This is a genomic window from Hoylesella timonensis S9-PR14, from assembly GCF_000762405.1.
Classification (GTDB): Bacteria; Bacteroidota; Bacteroidia; order Bacteroidales; family Bacteroidaceae; genus Prevotella; species Prevotella timonensis_A.
In genome coordinates this window covers 1-16,435 of sequence record NZ_JRPQ01000272.1, presented here as the reverse complement: position 1 = coordinate 16,435, position 16,435 = coordinate 1, and the positions used below count along the sequence as shown (strand labels likewise).

General features: G+C 42.5%; 11 protein-coding genes and 1 tRNA gene. 4 read left to right on the top strand and 8 right to left on the bottom strand.

Features of this window, described 5'->3' with window-relative positions:
- Window positions 1-65: 65 nt before the first annotated feature.
- Together msrB and HMPREF9304_RS12670 are read right to left on the bottom strand one after the other, a co-directional pair.
- On the bottom strand, window positions 66-1,085 hold the full coding sequence (gene msrB, locus HMPREF9304_RS12675; RefSeq protein ID WP_231564544.1) for a peptide-methionine (R)-S-oxide reductase MsrB: 1,020 nt from the start codon (window positions 1,083-1,085) through the stop codon (window positions 66-68).
- A gap of 231 nt (window positions 1,086-1,316) precedes the next feature.
- Window positions 1,317-1,390: transfer RNA gene (locus tag HMPREF9304_RS12670), tRNA-Gln, on the bottom strand.
- A 181-nt stretch (window positions 1,391-1,571) separates the two neighbouring features.
- On the opposite strand from HMPREF9304_RS12670, the gene rsfS reads away from it, so the two are divergent.
- The 3 genes from rsfS to HMPREF9304_RS12655 are packed head-to-tail and all read left to right on the top strand — an operon-like array spanning window position 1,572 to window position 4,880.
- The gene (rsfS, locus tag HMPREF9304_RS12665) at window positions 1,572-1,931 is read left to right on the top strand and encodes a ribosome silencing factor (RefSeq protein WP_008124488.1); all 360 of its coding nucleotides are present in this window, start codon (window positions 1,572-1,574) and stop codon (window positions 1,929-1,931) included.
- Between the two features lie 49 nt (window positions 1,932-1,980).
- Window positions 1,981-4,002 carry an ATP-dependent zinc metalloprotease FtsH gene (gene ftsH / locus HMPREF9304_RS12660; RefSeq protein WP_036929818.1) on the top strand — a complete coding sequence of 674 codons (2,022 nt, stop codon included), beginning with the start codon at window positions 1,981-1,983 and terminating at the stop codon, window positions 4,000-4,002.
- Between the two features lie 14 nt (window positions 4,003-4,016).
- Entirely contained in the window at window positions 4,017-4,880 is an 864-nt protein-coding gene (locus tag HMPREF9304_RS12655; protein ID WP_036929816.1) for a phosphatidate cytidylyltransferase, read from the top strand.
- A 955-nt stretch (window positions 4,881-5,835) separates the two neighbouring features.
- Here the strand turns inward: HMPREF9304_RS12655 and HMPREF9304_RS14590 are convergent.
- Both HMPREF9304_RS14590 and HMPREF9304_RS12650 read right to left on the bottom strand, forming a co-directional pair.
- Entirely contained in the window at window positions 5,836-5,991 is a 156-nt protein-coding gene (locus tag HMPREF9304_RS14590; protein WP_156104824.1) for a hypothetical protein, read from the bottom strand.
- Between the two features lie 249 nt (window positions 5,992-6,240).
- Window positions 6,241-7,611 carry a TrpB-like pyridoxal phosphate-dependent enzyme gene (locus HMPREF9304_RS12650; RefSeq protein WP_008124483.1) on the bottom strand — a complete coding sequence of 457 codons (1,371 nt, stop codon included), beginning with the start codon at window positions 7,609-7,611 and terminating at the stop codon, window positions 6,241-6,243.
- A 166-nt stretch (window positions 7,612-7,777) separates the two neighbouring features.
- Here HMPREF9304_RS12650 and HMPREF9304_RS12645 point away from each other — a divergent pair, with 166 nt between their 5' ends.
- Entirely contained in the window at window positions 7,778-9,214 is a 1,437-nt protein-coding gene (locus HMPREF9304_RS12645; RefSeq protein WP_036929814.1) for a sodium:solute symporter, read from the top strand.
- 178 nt (window positions 9,215-9,392) lie between these two features.
- Here HMPREF9304_RS12645 and HMPREF9304_RS12640 read toward each other — a convergent pair whose 3' ends face one another.
- The 4 genes from HMPREF9304_RS12640 to HMPREF9304_RS12625 form a co-directional block, all read right to left on the bottom strand.
- Window positions 9,393-10,751, bottom strand: a complete 1,359-nt coding sequence (locus tag HMPREF9304_RS12640) for a dipeptidase (protein ID WP_036929812.1) — start codon at window positions 10,749-10,751, stop codon at window positions 9,393-9,395.
- A 193-nt stretch (window positions 10,752-10,944) separates the two neighbouring features.
- Complete coding sequence (locus tag HMPREF9304_RS12635) at window positions 10,945-13,800, bottom strand: putative LPS assembly protein LptD (protein WP_036929811.1); 2,856 nt, start codon at window positions 13,798-13,800, stop codon at window positions 10,945-10,947.
- A 90-nt stretch (window positions 13,801-13,890) separates the two neighbouring features.
- Window positions 13,891-14,427: an HDIG domain-containing metalloprotein gene (locus HMPREF9304_RS12630; RefSeq protein WP_036929850.1), complete on the bottom strand. Its 537-nt coding sequence runs from the start codon at window positions 14,425-14,427 to the stop codon at window positions 13,891-13,893.
- An 88-nt stretch (window positions 14,428-14,515) separates the two neighbouring features.
- Window positions 14,516-16,294: a hydroxymethylglutaryl-CoA lyase-like TIM-barrel protein gene (locus HMPREF9304_RS12625; protein ID WP_036929810.1), complete on the bottom strand. Its 1,779-nt coding sequence runs from the start codon at window positions 16,292-16,294 to the stop codon at window positions 14,516-14,518.
- Window positions 16,295-16,435 lie beyond the last annotated feature (141 nt).

Here is a 16,435-nt window from a genome sequence, read left to right as displayed (position 1 = left end):
TTTTTGTTCTTTTTTAAGAGAAAAATATCCTATCGCTGTTCAACCGATATCTAAAATATCTTATCTCAATGCTCCAGCAAAATTAGGTATTTTTCATATCCTTGTGCTTTCATTTCTTCCCGAGGAATAAAACGCAAAGAAGCACTGTTAATACAATATCTCAATCCGCCTCTGTCTTTAGGTCCATCCTTAAAAACATGTCCCAAATGTGCTTGACCTTTAGCACTTCGCACCTCGGTGCGTTGCATACCGTGAGACGAATCTTGCTTTTCTTCCAAGAAATGCGGGTCAATAGGTTTGCTGAATGCAGGCCAGCCACAGCCCGACTCAAACTTATCGGTACTCAAAAATAGCGGTTCGCCAGTGGTGATGTCCACATAGATGCCTGGTCTAAACTCATCATTGTACGCATTGTCATAAGGACGTTCGGTGGCAGCATGCTGGGTAACCTCGTATTGCAGAGGTGTTAACACCCGCTTCAGTTCAGCATCCGTTTTCTTCACATATCGTGAAGATTCTGTTGTATCCTTGTTGGCAACACGTGCATACGCCATCAAAGCTTGCGGAACATGGCAGTATCCACTCGGGTTCTTATCTAAATAATCCTGATGATAGTCTTCTGCAGCATAGAAATTTCTAAGTGGCAACACCTCAATCTGTAGCTTCTTCGTGTATTGCGTACCGAGTTTTGCCATCTCGGCTTGTATCAAAGGAAAATCATGTGCATCGGTATAATAAATACCTGTACGATACTGTGTACCGACATCCCCACCTTGTTTATTTAAAGAGGTAGGGTCTATCGTTCTAAAATACAATTGTAGAAGCAAAGAAATACGCAGTATTTGAGGGTTATAAACGACATGTACCGTTTCTGCAAAACCTGTCTGGTCCGCACAAACCTCCTCATAAGACGGATTTTGTCCATGTCCATTTGCATATCCCACTTCTGTGTGGAGAACTCCATTGATTTGCTTTAGAAAGTGTTCCGTACCCCAGAAGCAACCACCTGCCAGGTACAATTCAGCTTGTTCCTTCATATTTGATTCTTTTTCCGTAGCTATTTGTGCTCGCCCATGACAACTCATCCACAGAAAAGCCAATAGCAAACAAGGTATTTGATAACATATTTTTCTCACCCGAGTCAATCGTTTGATGATTTACAAATCTATGGAAAAATTTGAAGCATCGCAAAATTATACACTTAAAAAACATGAAAAGCAACCGTCGTTGACCCCATTTAATGGATGAAGATGGCGAGGATGCTGTCTTTAGAAAATCAAAAAAGTGCTTTCTATGAGAAGAAAACACCTTTATAATGGTTGGGATACTCGGACTCGAACCAAGAATGACAGGACCAGAATCTGTAGTGTTACCATTACACCATATCCCAATATTGAAAGTACAATTACTAAATTGCGCTGCAAAATTACTATTTATTTTTGAGATGACCATAAGAAAAGACAGTTTTTTCTTAAAAAAATAAATTTAATCCTTATTTTCTACCTTTTTCGGTTATTTACCATTAACTTTGTGGAATATTATTACAGATAAATTATACTTGATATAACTGAATGAAATCATCAAACCAATTGGTTAAAACTATTACCAAAGGAATTCAAGAGAAAAAAGGACAAGATATCATTATTGCAGACCTGAGTGACATCGATGGAGCTATTGCCAACTACTTTGTAATTTGCCAAGGTAACTCTCCTGCACAAGTAGAAGCAATTTCAGAATCGGTAGGAGTAACTGTCCACAAAGATTTGAAGGAGAAACCCATCAATGTCGTGGGATTAGGTCTCAATCAGTGGGTTGCTATTGATTTTGCAGATGTGCTGGTACATGTGTTTTTACCAGAAACAAGAGCGTTCTATGATCTTGAAAACTTATGGGAAGATGCCAAATTGACCAAAATACCAAACATTGATTAAGTTGGCATCAATTTTGATGTCTACTTGCTGTCACTGCTAAATAATAATTATGGACAACAACAAAAATCCTTACAATAATAATAACGACAATCAACCCAAGATGCCTAAATTCAATATGAACTGGATTTATGCATTGGTAGCTATCGTCTTGGGTATCCTCATTTTGACCAATGGGGGTAATCTGTTATCTGCTCCAAACACCAGCAAAAAAGCTGACTATACAGTGTTTCAGCAGTATGTTGCCAAAGGTTATGCTGACAATGTCGTGATTAATAAAGACAAGAGTACGCTGAAGATGTTTGTTAAGCCTAAATATATCCGTGAGATATTCAAGGCTACAGCTAAGCAAACAGGCACTTCACCCTACTTAGAAGTTGAATTCGGCTCTGTTTCTGAATTGGAAAAGTTCCTGATGGCTGAACGGCAAGCAGGAAAACTAACAAGGTTTAGCTATGAAAACGAGAGTGGTAGCGAGTTTTGGAACATCCTCATGAATCTCTCATTCCCCATCTTCCTGATTGTCTTGTGGATTCTATTCATGCGCCGAATGGGTGGAGGAGCTGGCGGTGCAGGCGGTGGTGTCTTCAATGTCGGTAAGAGCAAAGCAAAGATGTACGAAAAGGGTAATGACATTGGCGTTACCTTTAAGGACGTGGCTGGACAGGCTGGTGCTAAACAGGAAGTACAAGAAATTGTTGACTTCTTGAAGAATCCTCATAGATATACTGACTTAGGCGGTAAAATTCCTAAAGGTGCATTGTTGGTAGGGCCTCCTGGAACAGGTAAAACTCTTCTTGCCAAGGCTGTTGCAGGCGAGGCTGGAGTGCCTTTCTTCTCGATGAGCGGTTCGGATTTCGTAGAGATGTTTGTGGGCGTGGGAGCCAGTCGCGTGCGCGATTTGTTCCGCCAAGCTAAAGAGAAGTCTCCCTCGATTATTTTTATCGATGAGATTGACGCTGTCGGTAGGGCACGAAGTAAGAACCCATCCATGGGGGGCAACGACGAGCGTGAAAACACTTTGAATGCCTTACTCACCGAGATGGATGGCTTTGGCACCAATAGTGGTGTGATTATCTTAGCTGCCACCAACCGTGCAGACATGTTAGATAGCGCACTGTTGCGTGCGGGTCGCTTTGATAGACAAATCAGTGTCGACCTCCCTGACTTACCTGAAAGAAAAGAAATATTCTTGGTTCACCTGAGAAAGGTAAAGACATCTCCAGACTTAGACATTGACTTTCTCTCCAGACAGACGCCAGGCTTCTCTGGAGCAGACATTGCGAATGTTTGTAATGAGGCTGCTCTGATTGCGGCACGGCATAACAAGAAAAGTGTAGGAAAACAAGATTTCTTGGATGCAGTGGATAGAATAATTGGCGGACTGGAAAAGAAAACCAAGATAATTACTGCCAATGAGAAACGTACCATTGCCTTGCACGAAGCAGGACACGCCACGGTATCTTGGTTCTGCGAGCATGCCAACCCACTTGTCAAAGTTTCTATTGTACCTCGTGGTAGAGCATTGGGAGCTGCATGGTATCTTCCCGAAGAGCGTCAGATTACGACCAAAGAGCAAATGTTGGATGAGTTGTGCGCCCTGTTAGGTGGACGTGCAGCAGAAGAGTTGTGTACAGGGCATATTTCGACAGGCGCACTCAACGATTTGGAGCGTGCCACCAAGACTTCATATAGCATGATTGCGTACGCAGGAATGAGCGAAGTGTTGCCTAACATCAGCTATTATAACAACCAAGACTATCAGTTCCAAAAACCATATTCTGAAACAACGGCGAAGATTATTGACAGCGAAGTATTGAAGATGATTAACGACCAATATGCGCGTGCCAAGCAGATTCTCACGGAACATAAAGAGGGTCATGCTCGTTTGGCAGAACTATTGCAAACTCGTGAGGTGATTTTTGCCGAAGATGTAGAAAAGATATTTGGGAAACGCCCATGGATTAGCCGTTCACAGGAAATCATGCAAGACAATGAACCTAAGTTAGAAGATATGCCAGACGAAGTGAAGGCGGCAGAAGAGGAACATCAACGGGCATTGAAAGAGAGCTAAAATTTTTTACATCCATGACATCAAAACAAAAAAATCTCATCACAAGAAGCATTACTGGTATTCTGTTCGTAGCCATCATGGTGACGAGCTTTTTACAGTCCGTTAATATGATAGTTGTTTTTGCACTCATCACAGGTCTGGCTACTTGGGAATTTACAGGCTTAGTCAATGAATATAAACACGTAAACGTGAACCGGCGTATCACCACAGTTGCAGGTGTGTATTTCTTTTTGGCAGTAGCAGGCGTGAATAGCGGAGCCATTCAAACAAATGCCGTCTTTGTTCCTTATCTGTTGACTATTATTTATCTCTTCATCAGCGGACTATATACCAAGAGCAGTGACAGCGTCAACGACTGGGCGTACACAATGCTTTCGCAAATGTACATTGCCCTACCGTTGTCCACGATTAACGTTATCGCCTTTAGACAAGCTGCAGATGGGCTGAACTACTATTATTATCTTTTGCCACTAAGCATTTTTATATTTTTATGGACCAATGACACTGGCGCCTATTGCACAGGGTCGCTTTTCGGAAAGCACAAACTCTTCCCCCGCATATCACCTGCCAAAAGTTGGGAAGGAAGCATCGGAGGCGGTATCCTTATTTTGATTGTAGCTTCCATTATGTACTATATCGAGTCGCAAGGGGAGAACTTATCAGGACTTAATCTCATAGAATGGCTTGGGTTAGGATTAGTAGTTGTCGTTTTTGGCACTTTGGGAGATTTGGTAGAATCATTATTGAAGCGCACCTTGGGCATCAAGGATAGCGGCAATATATTGCCAGGACACGGAGGAATCCTCGACCGATTCGACTCATCCCTCATGGCTATTCCTGCTTCCGTGGTTTATCTTTATAGTCTAACTTTGGTATAAACAAGTAAAAAGTCACATCACTCAAGTTTGGGATTTAGATATGAAATAATCATAGTGTAGGTTCTACGAGCTGCCAACCTTTTGTCATTTTCACCCATCTGCATTATCAAACTTTCAGATTTTGCACCGGTGATTAATTCTACTGTTGCTATGTGGTTTATGATGATAATTCCTATTTTATCGCTTTCATTTGCTCAGCTTCCCTAATGTACAGAAACTATCCACGTTTTATATGAAACCGAGCCATCACAGCACTTTCATTTTAGACTGATATTGTTACTGCAAAAAGCACCCACAAAACAGCGTATATAAAATTGATAGTATGCTGCATGGAAGGAAAATTAATTCTGAATTTTCTTTACAAAGTGCCTCTCATAATTCGCGTGTAAACAACCAACACCAAAGTTGGTCGCAAATACGCTAAAAATGAGCGATGTTCATAATCTGTTGATATTGTGGATGTTACACTTATACCTCTGCTTTTTATTTGCATTTTCACCATTTCTTGGCAGCTAAAGCATTGTTCTAAGGCTGGAATTTGCATGCTTTAATGTTGTTGTAACATGTTACTAACGGCCTTAAATGGTGTTTCTAAGTGCGTTAAGTCAATGCTTTAGTTTCAAGAGACGTTTATTTTGTGAAAATCAGCCCATTTTTGTCTGTCATTTGCCTATTGATTTTTTCTATTTTGAAGATTTTCAAGAGCTGTTTTTTGGTAAAATAATAGGACAAAAGTAGCAGTTGTCTTGACCAAGATATAAAGGTAATCAATCTTTCTTTGTTTTGATAAAAGAACTAACAAATCTTAAATTCTTTCAACGTATGCCTCATAGTCGTGCCACTTCATACTTGATTTATATTGGACAGCCGTCTTCATCAGATGTCTGAACAAGTCATATTTTGATTACTTGCTATCCTTAAAACCAGCGATGGTTGAATTTCCAAGAATATTCGTTCACCAGCATAGGAGTTTGTTACTCTTTAAGATTTTCTCTTCGTCCTCTTCCGAAATGAAAGAAGTTGGGAAATACGACAAATCAAGTTCTATCTGCTCAGAGAGTTTATAGATACTATCTCTCTGTCCGATACTATCTCTCTGTTTCATCATCATCAACCATGCAGGAGGGTAATATTCAAGTTAAGTCGATACAGAATATCTTAAGCAGATAGGACTTGTTTTGTGGATGTTATCATGTGCGCAGTGAAAAACCAATCATATAGCGATCATTTGTTGTGTTCCATAACAGTGCCTTTGTCAAGGGAGTTCTGTTTCCACGGGTCTCGCATTCAACCTATTGAGATGTAGAGCCGTTGGCACGATAGCTTAACCAAGATATTTCTCTTGGTTCGCATCGTGGCATTATTTCATTGGAACTTGCGGAACATTCTGCAAACTTTGAGCGATGTCTTCGTCACTAATCGTGTAGTTGCGCAAGTCACCGCTGAGATAGCTCTCGTAGGCAGTCATGTCAATGAGGCCGTGACCAGAAAGACTGAATAAAAGTACTTTGGCTTCGCCACTTTCTTTGCATTTCTTGGCTTCACGAATCGTGGAGGCAATGGCATGACAACTCTCAGGTGCTGGGATAATTCCTTCTGTTCGTGAAAACAACAGCCCTGCATCGAAGGCTTCCAGTTGTGGAATATCAACGCCATGCATCAACTTATCTTTTACCAGTTGTGAGATAATGGTGCCTGCACCGTGATAGCGAAGACCGCCAGCATGGATGTTGGCAGGCTTGAAATCGTGACCTAAAGTGTACATCGGCAATAGGGGAGTATAACCAGCCTCGTCACCAAAGTCGTATTCAAACTTGCCTCTGGTTAGTTTGGGACAACTGCTGGGTTCGGCAGCGATAAACTCTGTCTGTTTTCCGTCCAGTAAGTTATGGCGCATAAAGGGGAAGGCAAGCCCAGAGAAGTTGCTACCACCTCCAAAACAGGCGATAACTTTGTCGGGATATTCGCCTGCCATTGCCATTTGTTTTTCAGCTTCCAATCCAATCACTGTTTGGTGTAACGATACATGATTAAGTACCGAACCCAGGGTGTACTTGCAGTGAGGAGTGGTAGTAGCTAATTCTATCGCTTCTGAAATGGCTGTTCCAAGACTTCCTTGATGGTGAGGGTCACGGGTGATGATATCTTTTCCTGCGCGTGTAGACATAGAGGGCGAACCTTCTACGGTTGCGCCAAAGGTGCGCATAATACTGCTACGATAAGGTTTTTGCTGCATGGAAATCTTGACTTGATACACAGCGGCTTCCAAACCAAAAATCTTTGCCGCATAACTAAGAGCCGCTCCCCACTGCCCAGCACCTGTCTCAGTGGTTACATTTGTAGTGCCTTCTTGTTTACAATAGTAGCATTGTGCCAATGCCGAGTTGATTTTATGTGAGCCAAGTGGATTGACACTTTCGTTTTTGAAATAAATATGAGCAGGGGTGTCAAGTGCTTTTTCCAATGCGTATGCCCGTACAAGGGGTGTTGCACGATAGTAGGTGTACATTTCACGTACGGGTTCGGGAATATCAATCCAAGCATGTTGTGTATCTAACTCTTGTTTAGAGCACTCTAAATTAAAGATGTGCGCTAAATCTTCTACTGTGACAGGTTGCTTTGTTTTTGGATTTAGTAAAGGCAAAGGTTTGTTCACCATGTCTGCCTGAATGTTATACCATTGTGTAGGTATTTCGTTCTCCTGAAGTATAAACTTTTTTTGTTTACTCATCTTCTGTAGTTTTTATTTGTTCTTTATAATGTTGAAATCCTTAGTGATAAGAAAGTTATTGAGACAATAGCCATCTGTCTTTGGGTGGTAGTTTTTGCAAAGTTAGCAAAAAGATATTACTTTTCTTGTAAGCATCCATTGAAATTATGTATCTTTGTGTCGAAATATGACGATTATTCTTACCATATTGTCTTACTTTGGGGTGTTGCTTTTGGTCAGTCGACTAACAGCAAAGCAGTCAACCAATGACACTTTTTATCGTGGAAACCGACAGTCTCCATGGTATTTGGTGGCTTTTGGAATGATAGGTGCCTCCATCTCTGGCGTTACTTTCGTCTCTGTGCCCGGCATGGTGAATACCATTGGGATGACCTATCTGCAAACTTGCTTGGGGTTTGTCTTGGGCTATGTAGCCGTAGCCTTTGTTCTTCTGCCCATTTATTACCGCTTGAATCTCACCACCATCTATTCTTATTTACAGCAACGGTTGGGGACAAGGTCGTACAAGACAGGAGCTTGGTTCTTCTTATTGTCCAAGATGTCGGGTGCAGCGGTTAAGTTTTATGTGGTCTGTATGATACTTCAACGCTTCGTACTCGATGCCTTAGGAATCCCCTTTGTACTAACGGTGTTGGTATTGGTTGCGCTCATTTGGCTTTATACTCGTCGGGGAGGAATCAAGACGCTGGTATGGACGGACACCTTTCAAACCTTTTGTATGTTCATGGCTCTCATTTTTATCATCGTTAATGTGATGTCAATGCTCAATATGAGTGTCGAAGAGGCTGTGACAACGATTGTACAAGATGAGAGAAGTAGGGTCTTTGTGTTTGATGATTGGGTGTCTAAGCAAAATTTCTGGAAGCTCTTTGTCAGCGGAATCTTTATTGTAGTGGTGATGACAGGGCTTGATCAAGACATGATGCAAAAGAACCTGACCTGTAAAACGCTACGTGAAGCCCAAAAAGATATGTGTACTTATGGGCTTGCCTTTGTGCCTGCGAATCTTTTATTTTTATGTTTAGGTGTGTTGCTGTCGATGCTCGCACAGAAAGAAGGGATAGCGTTGCCAAGCTCGGGCGATGAACTGTTGCCCATGTTTGCAGCGACCGGTAAAATGGGAAATATGGTCGTGGTGTTGTTCACCATTGGTATTGTGGCGGCATCGTTCAGCAGTGCTGATTCTGCACTGACGGCATTGACTACGACCTACTGTGTAGACATCAAGGAAAAAGCCGATGATGAGGCGTTACGACATCGAGTACATGCAGGAATGAGCGTGGTGTTTGTTATCTTCATACTGCTATTTAGAACCTTCAATTCAACCAATCTCATTGATGCCATTTACATACTTGTCTCTTATACGTATGGACCTTTGTTAGGACTCTTTGCTTTTGGCTTATTTACCAAATATCAAGTGACAGATCGTTGGGTACCTTATTTTGCCATTCTCTCACCGATATTGTGTTATGCGTTGGACGTTTTGGCACAGCAACTGTGGGGGTATCATTTTGGATATGAACTATTGATGCTCAATGGCGCCTTTACTTTTGCTGGTTTGTATGTAACGAGGAAGAAAGAACCTTTGCACATTTTGCCTTAAACGCTGCTTGCTTCGCACTTGAAATCAGGCACATGGCACTTTTTATTTCTCGCAACTTCCTCCTCTTTCAGTTGAAGACTTTCGCATAAAAGAAAAGAGGAAGCACGAACAGCGATGATATCTATTCACTTAACCACCCCTGTTGATGTTTCCTCTTTTGCCGTATTTGTAGGTGAGATTAGAGTTTATCAAACTCCAAATGGAAGTTGACAACGGCTTCGATGCCACGCCAAATCATGTCTAATGGCATGTTCTCGTTAGGCGAATGAATAGCATTCGATTCTAAGCCAAATCCCATCAATATCGTTTTTACACCTAATATCTTTTCAAAGGTGGCAATAATAGGAATGCTACCTCCACGCCGTACGGGTAAAGGACGCTTGCCAAAGGCCTTTTCGAAACCACGCTCGGCAGCCTGATAAGCTGGTAAGTCAATAGGACAAACGTACGCCTGACCGCCATGCAGTGATTGGATGTCCACTTTAACCGTCTTAGGTGCTACTCGTTTGAAGTAGTCTACCACCAGCTGTCCAATCTTCTCATGGTCTTGGTGAGGTACTAATCGAGTGGAAAGCTTCGCGTATGCCTTTGAAGGAAGTACCGTTTTCGACCCTTCGCCTGTATATCCACCCCAAATACCACATACATCGAACGATGGACGGAAGCCGTTTCGCTCAATGGTAGAGAAGCCTTTTTCGCCAAAAAGCTCGTCTACTCCTATGTTTTGTTTGTATGCTTTTTCGTCGAAGGGTATAGCTGCCACCAACTTACGTTCTTCTGTTGGTATGTCTTCTACGTCGTCATAAAAGCCGGGAATGGTTATCCTGCCGTCCTCGTTGATGACATCTGCAAGGAGTTTGCATAGCACATTGATAGGATTAGCAACAGCACCACCGAAGTGTCCCGAATGCAAATCGTGGTTAGGACCTGTTACTTCTATCTGCCAATACGCCAAACCGCGCAGCCCAGTAGTGAGAGAAGGCAGGTCGGCAGAGAGCATGCTGGTGTCTGAAACCAAGATAACATCGCACTTTAGCAACTCTTGATGTTCGGTACAAAAGTCGCTCAAGCTTGGCGAGCCAATCTCTTCCTCGCCTTCTAAGATGAATTTGACGTTGTGTTTTAAGAGGTTGTGTTTAACAACATATTCAAATGCCTTGGCTTGAATAAACGACTGACCCTTGTCGTCATCGGCACCACGCGCCCAAATATGTCCATCTCTTATCTCTGCCTCAAAGGGATTGCTCTTCCAAAGCTCGAAAGGTTCGGCAGGCATCACGTCATAATGTCCGTAAATAAGTACTGTCTTCGCCGTTGGGTCGACCATCTTTTCGGCATAAACAATAGGATTTCCTTTGGTAGGCATGATTTCTACTTTGTCTACTCCTGCCATGAGGAGCAACTCTTTCCATCGATTAGCGCAGGCAATCATGTCTTGGTGATGTTCTGGTTGTGCACTTACGCTGGGGATGCGGATAAGACTAAAAAGCTCATCCAACATTCTTTTTTGGTTTTCTTTGATGTAGGTTTGCATGATTGTTAAGTTGATAAGGGGGTTAGTTGAATAGTTGACGAGTAAGTAGTTGACAAGTTGACGAGTGAATAGTTGACGAGTTAACGAGTAATTTGATGACGAGCGGAGCGTTTTTGAATAGGAGTGATGCGTTAATTGTTTTACAGTCCATAAAACTTGTTCGCTTGTCAGTCACTCTATCTGTCAACAATATCCTTTAATACCATTGTATTGCATTTCCGTATCCACTGCGTTTGTCATATTTTAGCGCATCCATAAGGGTGGCGGCATTGGCACGGAACGTGAAATTATAGCTGGTATAAGGTGCCAACACCACAGAGCAACTCATGTTGAAGCAATGTAAATCTCGTTGAAGCGAGGCTGTTGTCATGGACAAGGCTTTGTTCTCAAAGTCATAACCCGAAGAGAAACTGATGTTCCAACCGTCGCTCAATCGGACATTTCCACTGACATTCAGAGTCTGCGTAAACTTATAAGGATAGCGCATGGTATCATAATTAAATCTTGACACAGTGCGGTCTTCGCTCATAGTGATGCCATAACCGAAAGTGATAGACCAAGGCAGTTTGAATGGCATATAGCCGTCATCGTCCGTTTCTGCCATCTCACTGCCTTTTTTGCGCTTTGCTCCACGCTGTGCGTCAATCATATCTTTATCCAAGTTGGTATCAATATCGGTGTCGGGACCTTCTTCATCGTCTTTATTTCGTTGTTTGTTGTCGGTCTCTTCACTCTTGCCACCGAACAGTTTTTTTATCTTTTCGGGCGTCAATGTATAAGAGATGTTTTGTGACATACCCTGAAAACGTCCGAAACGTCCCATTCCCCATTCCGTTCGGTTGCCCTCGTAAGGGATGCCTTTCTCATCAATTTCGTATGCGTATGAAGCAAATCGGGCATTCATGTTAAAGGTGTAATTCTTCCACCACTTCAAACGAATGCGCATATTCAAATCGCTTAATGGCTTTTCTTTGGCTGCCATGTTGTATGACATCTGAAGTCCAAGCTCGTCAATGATACTGATTTTCTTGACACCTGTGGAGTCTTTGTCGCTCTTTACCTTCATCTCGATGTTATTACCCAAATCGACAGAGATGTTTCCGCTGCGTCCACGACCTGGAACAGAATACATACCGTTTTGATAAGGTGAATAGCCTACGAGCGATACGTTGCCGTCTGCATCGGTTTTTTGATAATAATCATAATACCCATAACGACGACTACCGAAGTCGGGTGCATAACTAAACGATATAGATGGCGTGATGACGTGACGAATAGCCTGCACTTTATCCCCAAAAATCTTACGATTGGGAATAAACATACCATACAGTTTGGTGGACATACCCAAGTTGAGCGACCAGTTATAAACGTTATTAAAGCCGTAAATGGTATCAGTTTTCTCTGTTTGGGTGCGGTCATTCCACGACTTCCTCACTTTACTTGAGTACATTCTATCCGTGAAATTGAATGATGGATTTACGTTGAGATAATTGAACAAAGTAAAGTTTGCGCTGATTGGAATATCGTGTTGAAAACCATTCTTCCAGTCTTTAATCAAATTAGATTTGAAGAGTTTGTCTTCTTTTGTGGTGATAGAATTGGAGAAACGTCCAGTATAACTCATCGAAATCTTTTCATACCAGCGTTCATCTCCTACAAGGTGCTTGCGCTTGAAAGGGTAAAAACGGCTAATGCTGATGTTCAAATCGGGCAGTGTCATGGCGATAGAAGAGTTGCGCATGTTCTGTGAAAGGTTCGCAGAACTGCTGAGTGACATGCCTATACTGGAGAAGGTGGTGCTCCAACTAACAGAAGATGTTCGTGTACTCTGTGTAAGCGATTGTGGATTATACAAGCTCGTGAGGTTATTTCTCTCATAACTGGAGGATGCAAAGTTCACACTGGCTAATAAAGAATTAAAAGGATTTGCTTTTTGATCTTGTCGATGACTCCACTGCACCTTGTAGCTTTGTTGGCGAGAATAATCTGGCAGTCCCTTGTCTCCTGTTCTTGAATCTTGATAACTCAGAAGCACACTACCATTAAAGCGGTAGCGTTTGTTATAATTACTGGCTAAGGTGATGCCCCATGAGCCTTTGGTATAAATCTCGCCTAATACCTTCAAATCGATTTTGTCACTGATAGCAAAGTAATAACCACCGTCTCTTAGATAGAAACCTCTATCCATTTCATCTCCGTAGGTAGGCATGATGAAGCCTGATGAATAACTCTTGGTAAACGGAAAGAATCCGTATGGGACGGCAAGTGGCAGTGGTACATCGGCTACAACCAAGTAAGCAGGACCGAAGACTACATCCTTACCCGGACGAACCTTGCCTCTTGACAGCGCAATATAGAAGTCGGGATGAGGCTTGTCACAGGTGGTATAGCGACCATGTTCCATATATACCACGCCCGAGGAGTCGCGTTTGGAACGTTCGCTCCGCAAAAATCCATCCTCCTGTTGGGTGTACACGTTGTTAATAAGGCCTTTCTTGGTCTTGAAGTTGAACGCCATGGTGTCGCTCTCGTATGAATCTTGTCCTAATTTGAACACGGGTGTACCTTCCAATGCCTTGGTGGCAGTATCTTTTATGGCACCTGTGGCGTGTACAATGTTGCTATCCAAGCTCATTCGTATCTTCTCACTTTTAAGGTCCATGTTTTCGTATTTCACCGTTGAAGAGCCAAATAGGTGGGCTGTCTTGGTTTTAGCGTCGTAGATAAGAGAATCGTCAGCGGTGTATTCTACAGGTGCATCAATGCCTTTTGATTTTCTACGGTTAAGCGAGTCCAACCGAATTGAGTCGTCAATGATTTGGTTGTGCTTCTGAATTGCAAGCTGCAACGAGTCTAAGGTGAGCGTGTCTTTGGTGTTGTTGGTACGTTGTGTCTTTGCTGTGTCTGTTCGATGAGATTGCGTAGAGTCGCCTACACGCAAGGTATCGCGTAAAGACGCTTGTTGCTTGGCGTAGGAATAAAAATTATTGACGTCTGCCATTACGAATACGAAGACGAACAATAGCAAAGCTATGACCGAATGAGTCCTCATTTAAGTTGCAAAATTACATAAATAAGCCTGAATAGACATGCAATTTTCTATTTTTAACTAATAGACCAAATAATGACGAATGCGTGCGTTCTATTCAAACTTTTGCATCCATTGTTTGAAGCGTTGAGCTCCTCCGTTGCCAAACCTTTCAACGCTTTTCAGTGCCTGTTCTGGTGTTCTTACACGGTCAAGATGCGTTTTTGAAAAAAACTTATCCGCATAACAGATGACTTGTTCTTCCAGTGTCTCGGGTAGAAAATTCTGATGAGGGAGTGGTAAATTTTGTTCGAGGATATTGCTTAATTCTATGCCTGCACCTGTATGGCGTTCACAAACACGTGCATGACGCGGAAAACCTGCCGAGCGTAACACGTCTGCCCCAATAATACCATGCTTAATATAAGGCTCCGTACCAAAACAAAATATACCTGGCGCATTGCACTTTACAATGCCTATGTCGTGTAACATCGCCGCCTCTACAATGAATTGTCGGTCGAGTTGTAGCTCTGGATGGCGATCCACAATCTGTAAAGCCTTATCTGTAACACTTTTACTGTGCGTTAATAGAATCTTTTTCAACTCGTTTTCTTCGGGATAATATTGATTGATAATGGAGCGATAATCCATGATAAAACCAGTTTTAATTATCAAAAAGCTCATCTTTCAAAAGAATTTAATGAAAGATGAGCTGTAAATATGCAAGTCGAAAACGGCATTATGATGCCTGTTCTCGTTCGATATAGCCAATGACATCGCCCTTGTTAAGTTTGCTGCCTTGCTTTGCATTCACTTCAACAAGTTTGCCTCCCAAGGCTGCAGGTATCTCTACAAACTCACCCCATGGTGCTTGAATGTAGCAAAATACATCGCCCTCTTGGTATTCTTTGCCAATGTAAGGCTCTACGGAGGGTGTGCATTCGCCTTCTCCGTTGAACTCCCAGAACACTTGTCCTTTGACAGGAGCTACAATGGCATCGGCTTTGGCATGCTTAAAGGCTGTGAGTTCTTCTTTAGACACCTTGCTACCAAGCTTTGCATCTTTTGCCTTTTGCAGGTCTGCCAAGAAGTTTTTCTTGGCTTGGCCACTCTTGTAGTTGCGATATTGCTCTGGGTGCATTGCCAATTCGAATAGCTCTTCATCGTCTTTTCCAAAGTCCCAACCATTCTCTTGCATTTCCTTCTTGAAGTCGTCCAAGTTGTTTTTGAGCAATGTATGAGGGTCGGCATCGGTAAATTCGTATCCTTTTTCCTTAGCAAGGTCGACTAATACTTGGTCTACCTTGCCAGGTACCTTGCCACTCTTGCCGAGAATCATGCCCCACATCGAGTCGTCCATCATGACAAAGCGGCCTTTTCCTTGCTCAATTGTCAAGAGATTCATCAATGCGATGTTCTTGGTATATTGCGAGAATGGTGTTACCAAGGGTGGATAGCCCACGCGTGGCCATACGTATGCCACTTCATCAAACAGTTTGATGAGCATGTCATCAGTAGAAAGCTCTTCTTCTCCTTTTTTCTTTCTGATATTATTAATGGTGCTATGAATGCCTGCTAAGTCTGCCATCATGCTTCCCATCATTCCTCCTGGTAAGCCACAGCCCAACAGCAATGAACTCATAATCTTGTTTTGGGGATTGATGAAATATCCCAACCAGTCGTCTATGAACTCCTGAGTCAAGGCACGTGCCTTCATATAAGCATCCATATTGATTTCTGGTACATCGAATCCAGCTGTTTTCAACATACTCTGAACAGAGATAACGTCAGGGTGTACCTTGCCCCAAGATAGGGGTTCGATAGCCACATCCAAGATATCAATACCGTTTTTGGCTACCTCCAACATCGACGCCATCGACAGTCCGGGACCTGTATGACCGTGATATTCGAGGATAATTTCGGGATGTTTGTCTTTTATCATCTTGGTTAACTGTCCCAAGAAAGTTGGTTGACCGATGCCAGCCATATCTTTCAAACAGATTTCTTCTGCACCAGCCTCTATCAAAGTGTCTGCGATTTGAACATAATAGTCCAAAGTGTGGATAGGAGATGTGGTGATACACAGCGTTCCTTGCGGTGTCATGCCCGCTTCTTTTGCCCACTTGATGCTTGGAATAATATTGCGTACATCGTTCAGACCGTCGAAGATACGTGGGATGTCCACGCCCTGTGCATGCTTTACACGATACATCATGGCGCGCACATCGTCTGGAACGGGATACATACGCAAGGCGTTTAATCCACGATCCAACATGTGTGTCTTGATGCCTACCTTACTAAAAGGTGCACAGAAAGCACGCACGGCATCATTAGGATTCTCGCCTGCCAACAAGTTCACCTGTTCAAAGGCACCTCCATTGGTTTCTACACGAGCAAAACACCCCATCTCTATGATGACGGGAGCAATACGTTCTAATTGATCTTTGCGTGGCTGAAATTTACCAGATGACTGCCACATGTCTCGGTATATGAGACTAAATTGTATTTTTCTCTTCATATTTTTCTCTTTATCAACCTTTACACGGTGTTGCAAAATTACGCAAAAAAAATCAATTAGACTATTGCCATATTCATTTTTTAAGATTTAGGCTGGTTCTATAAATTAGCTTTGTTAGATTTTGAACTTATTTTTGAGGTC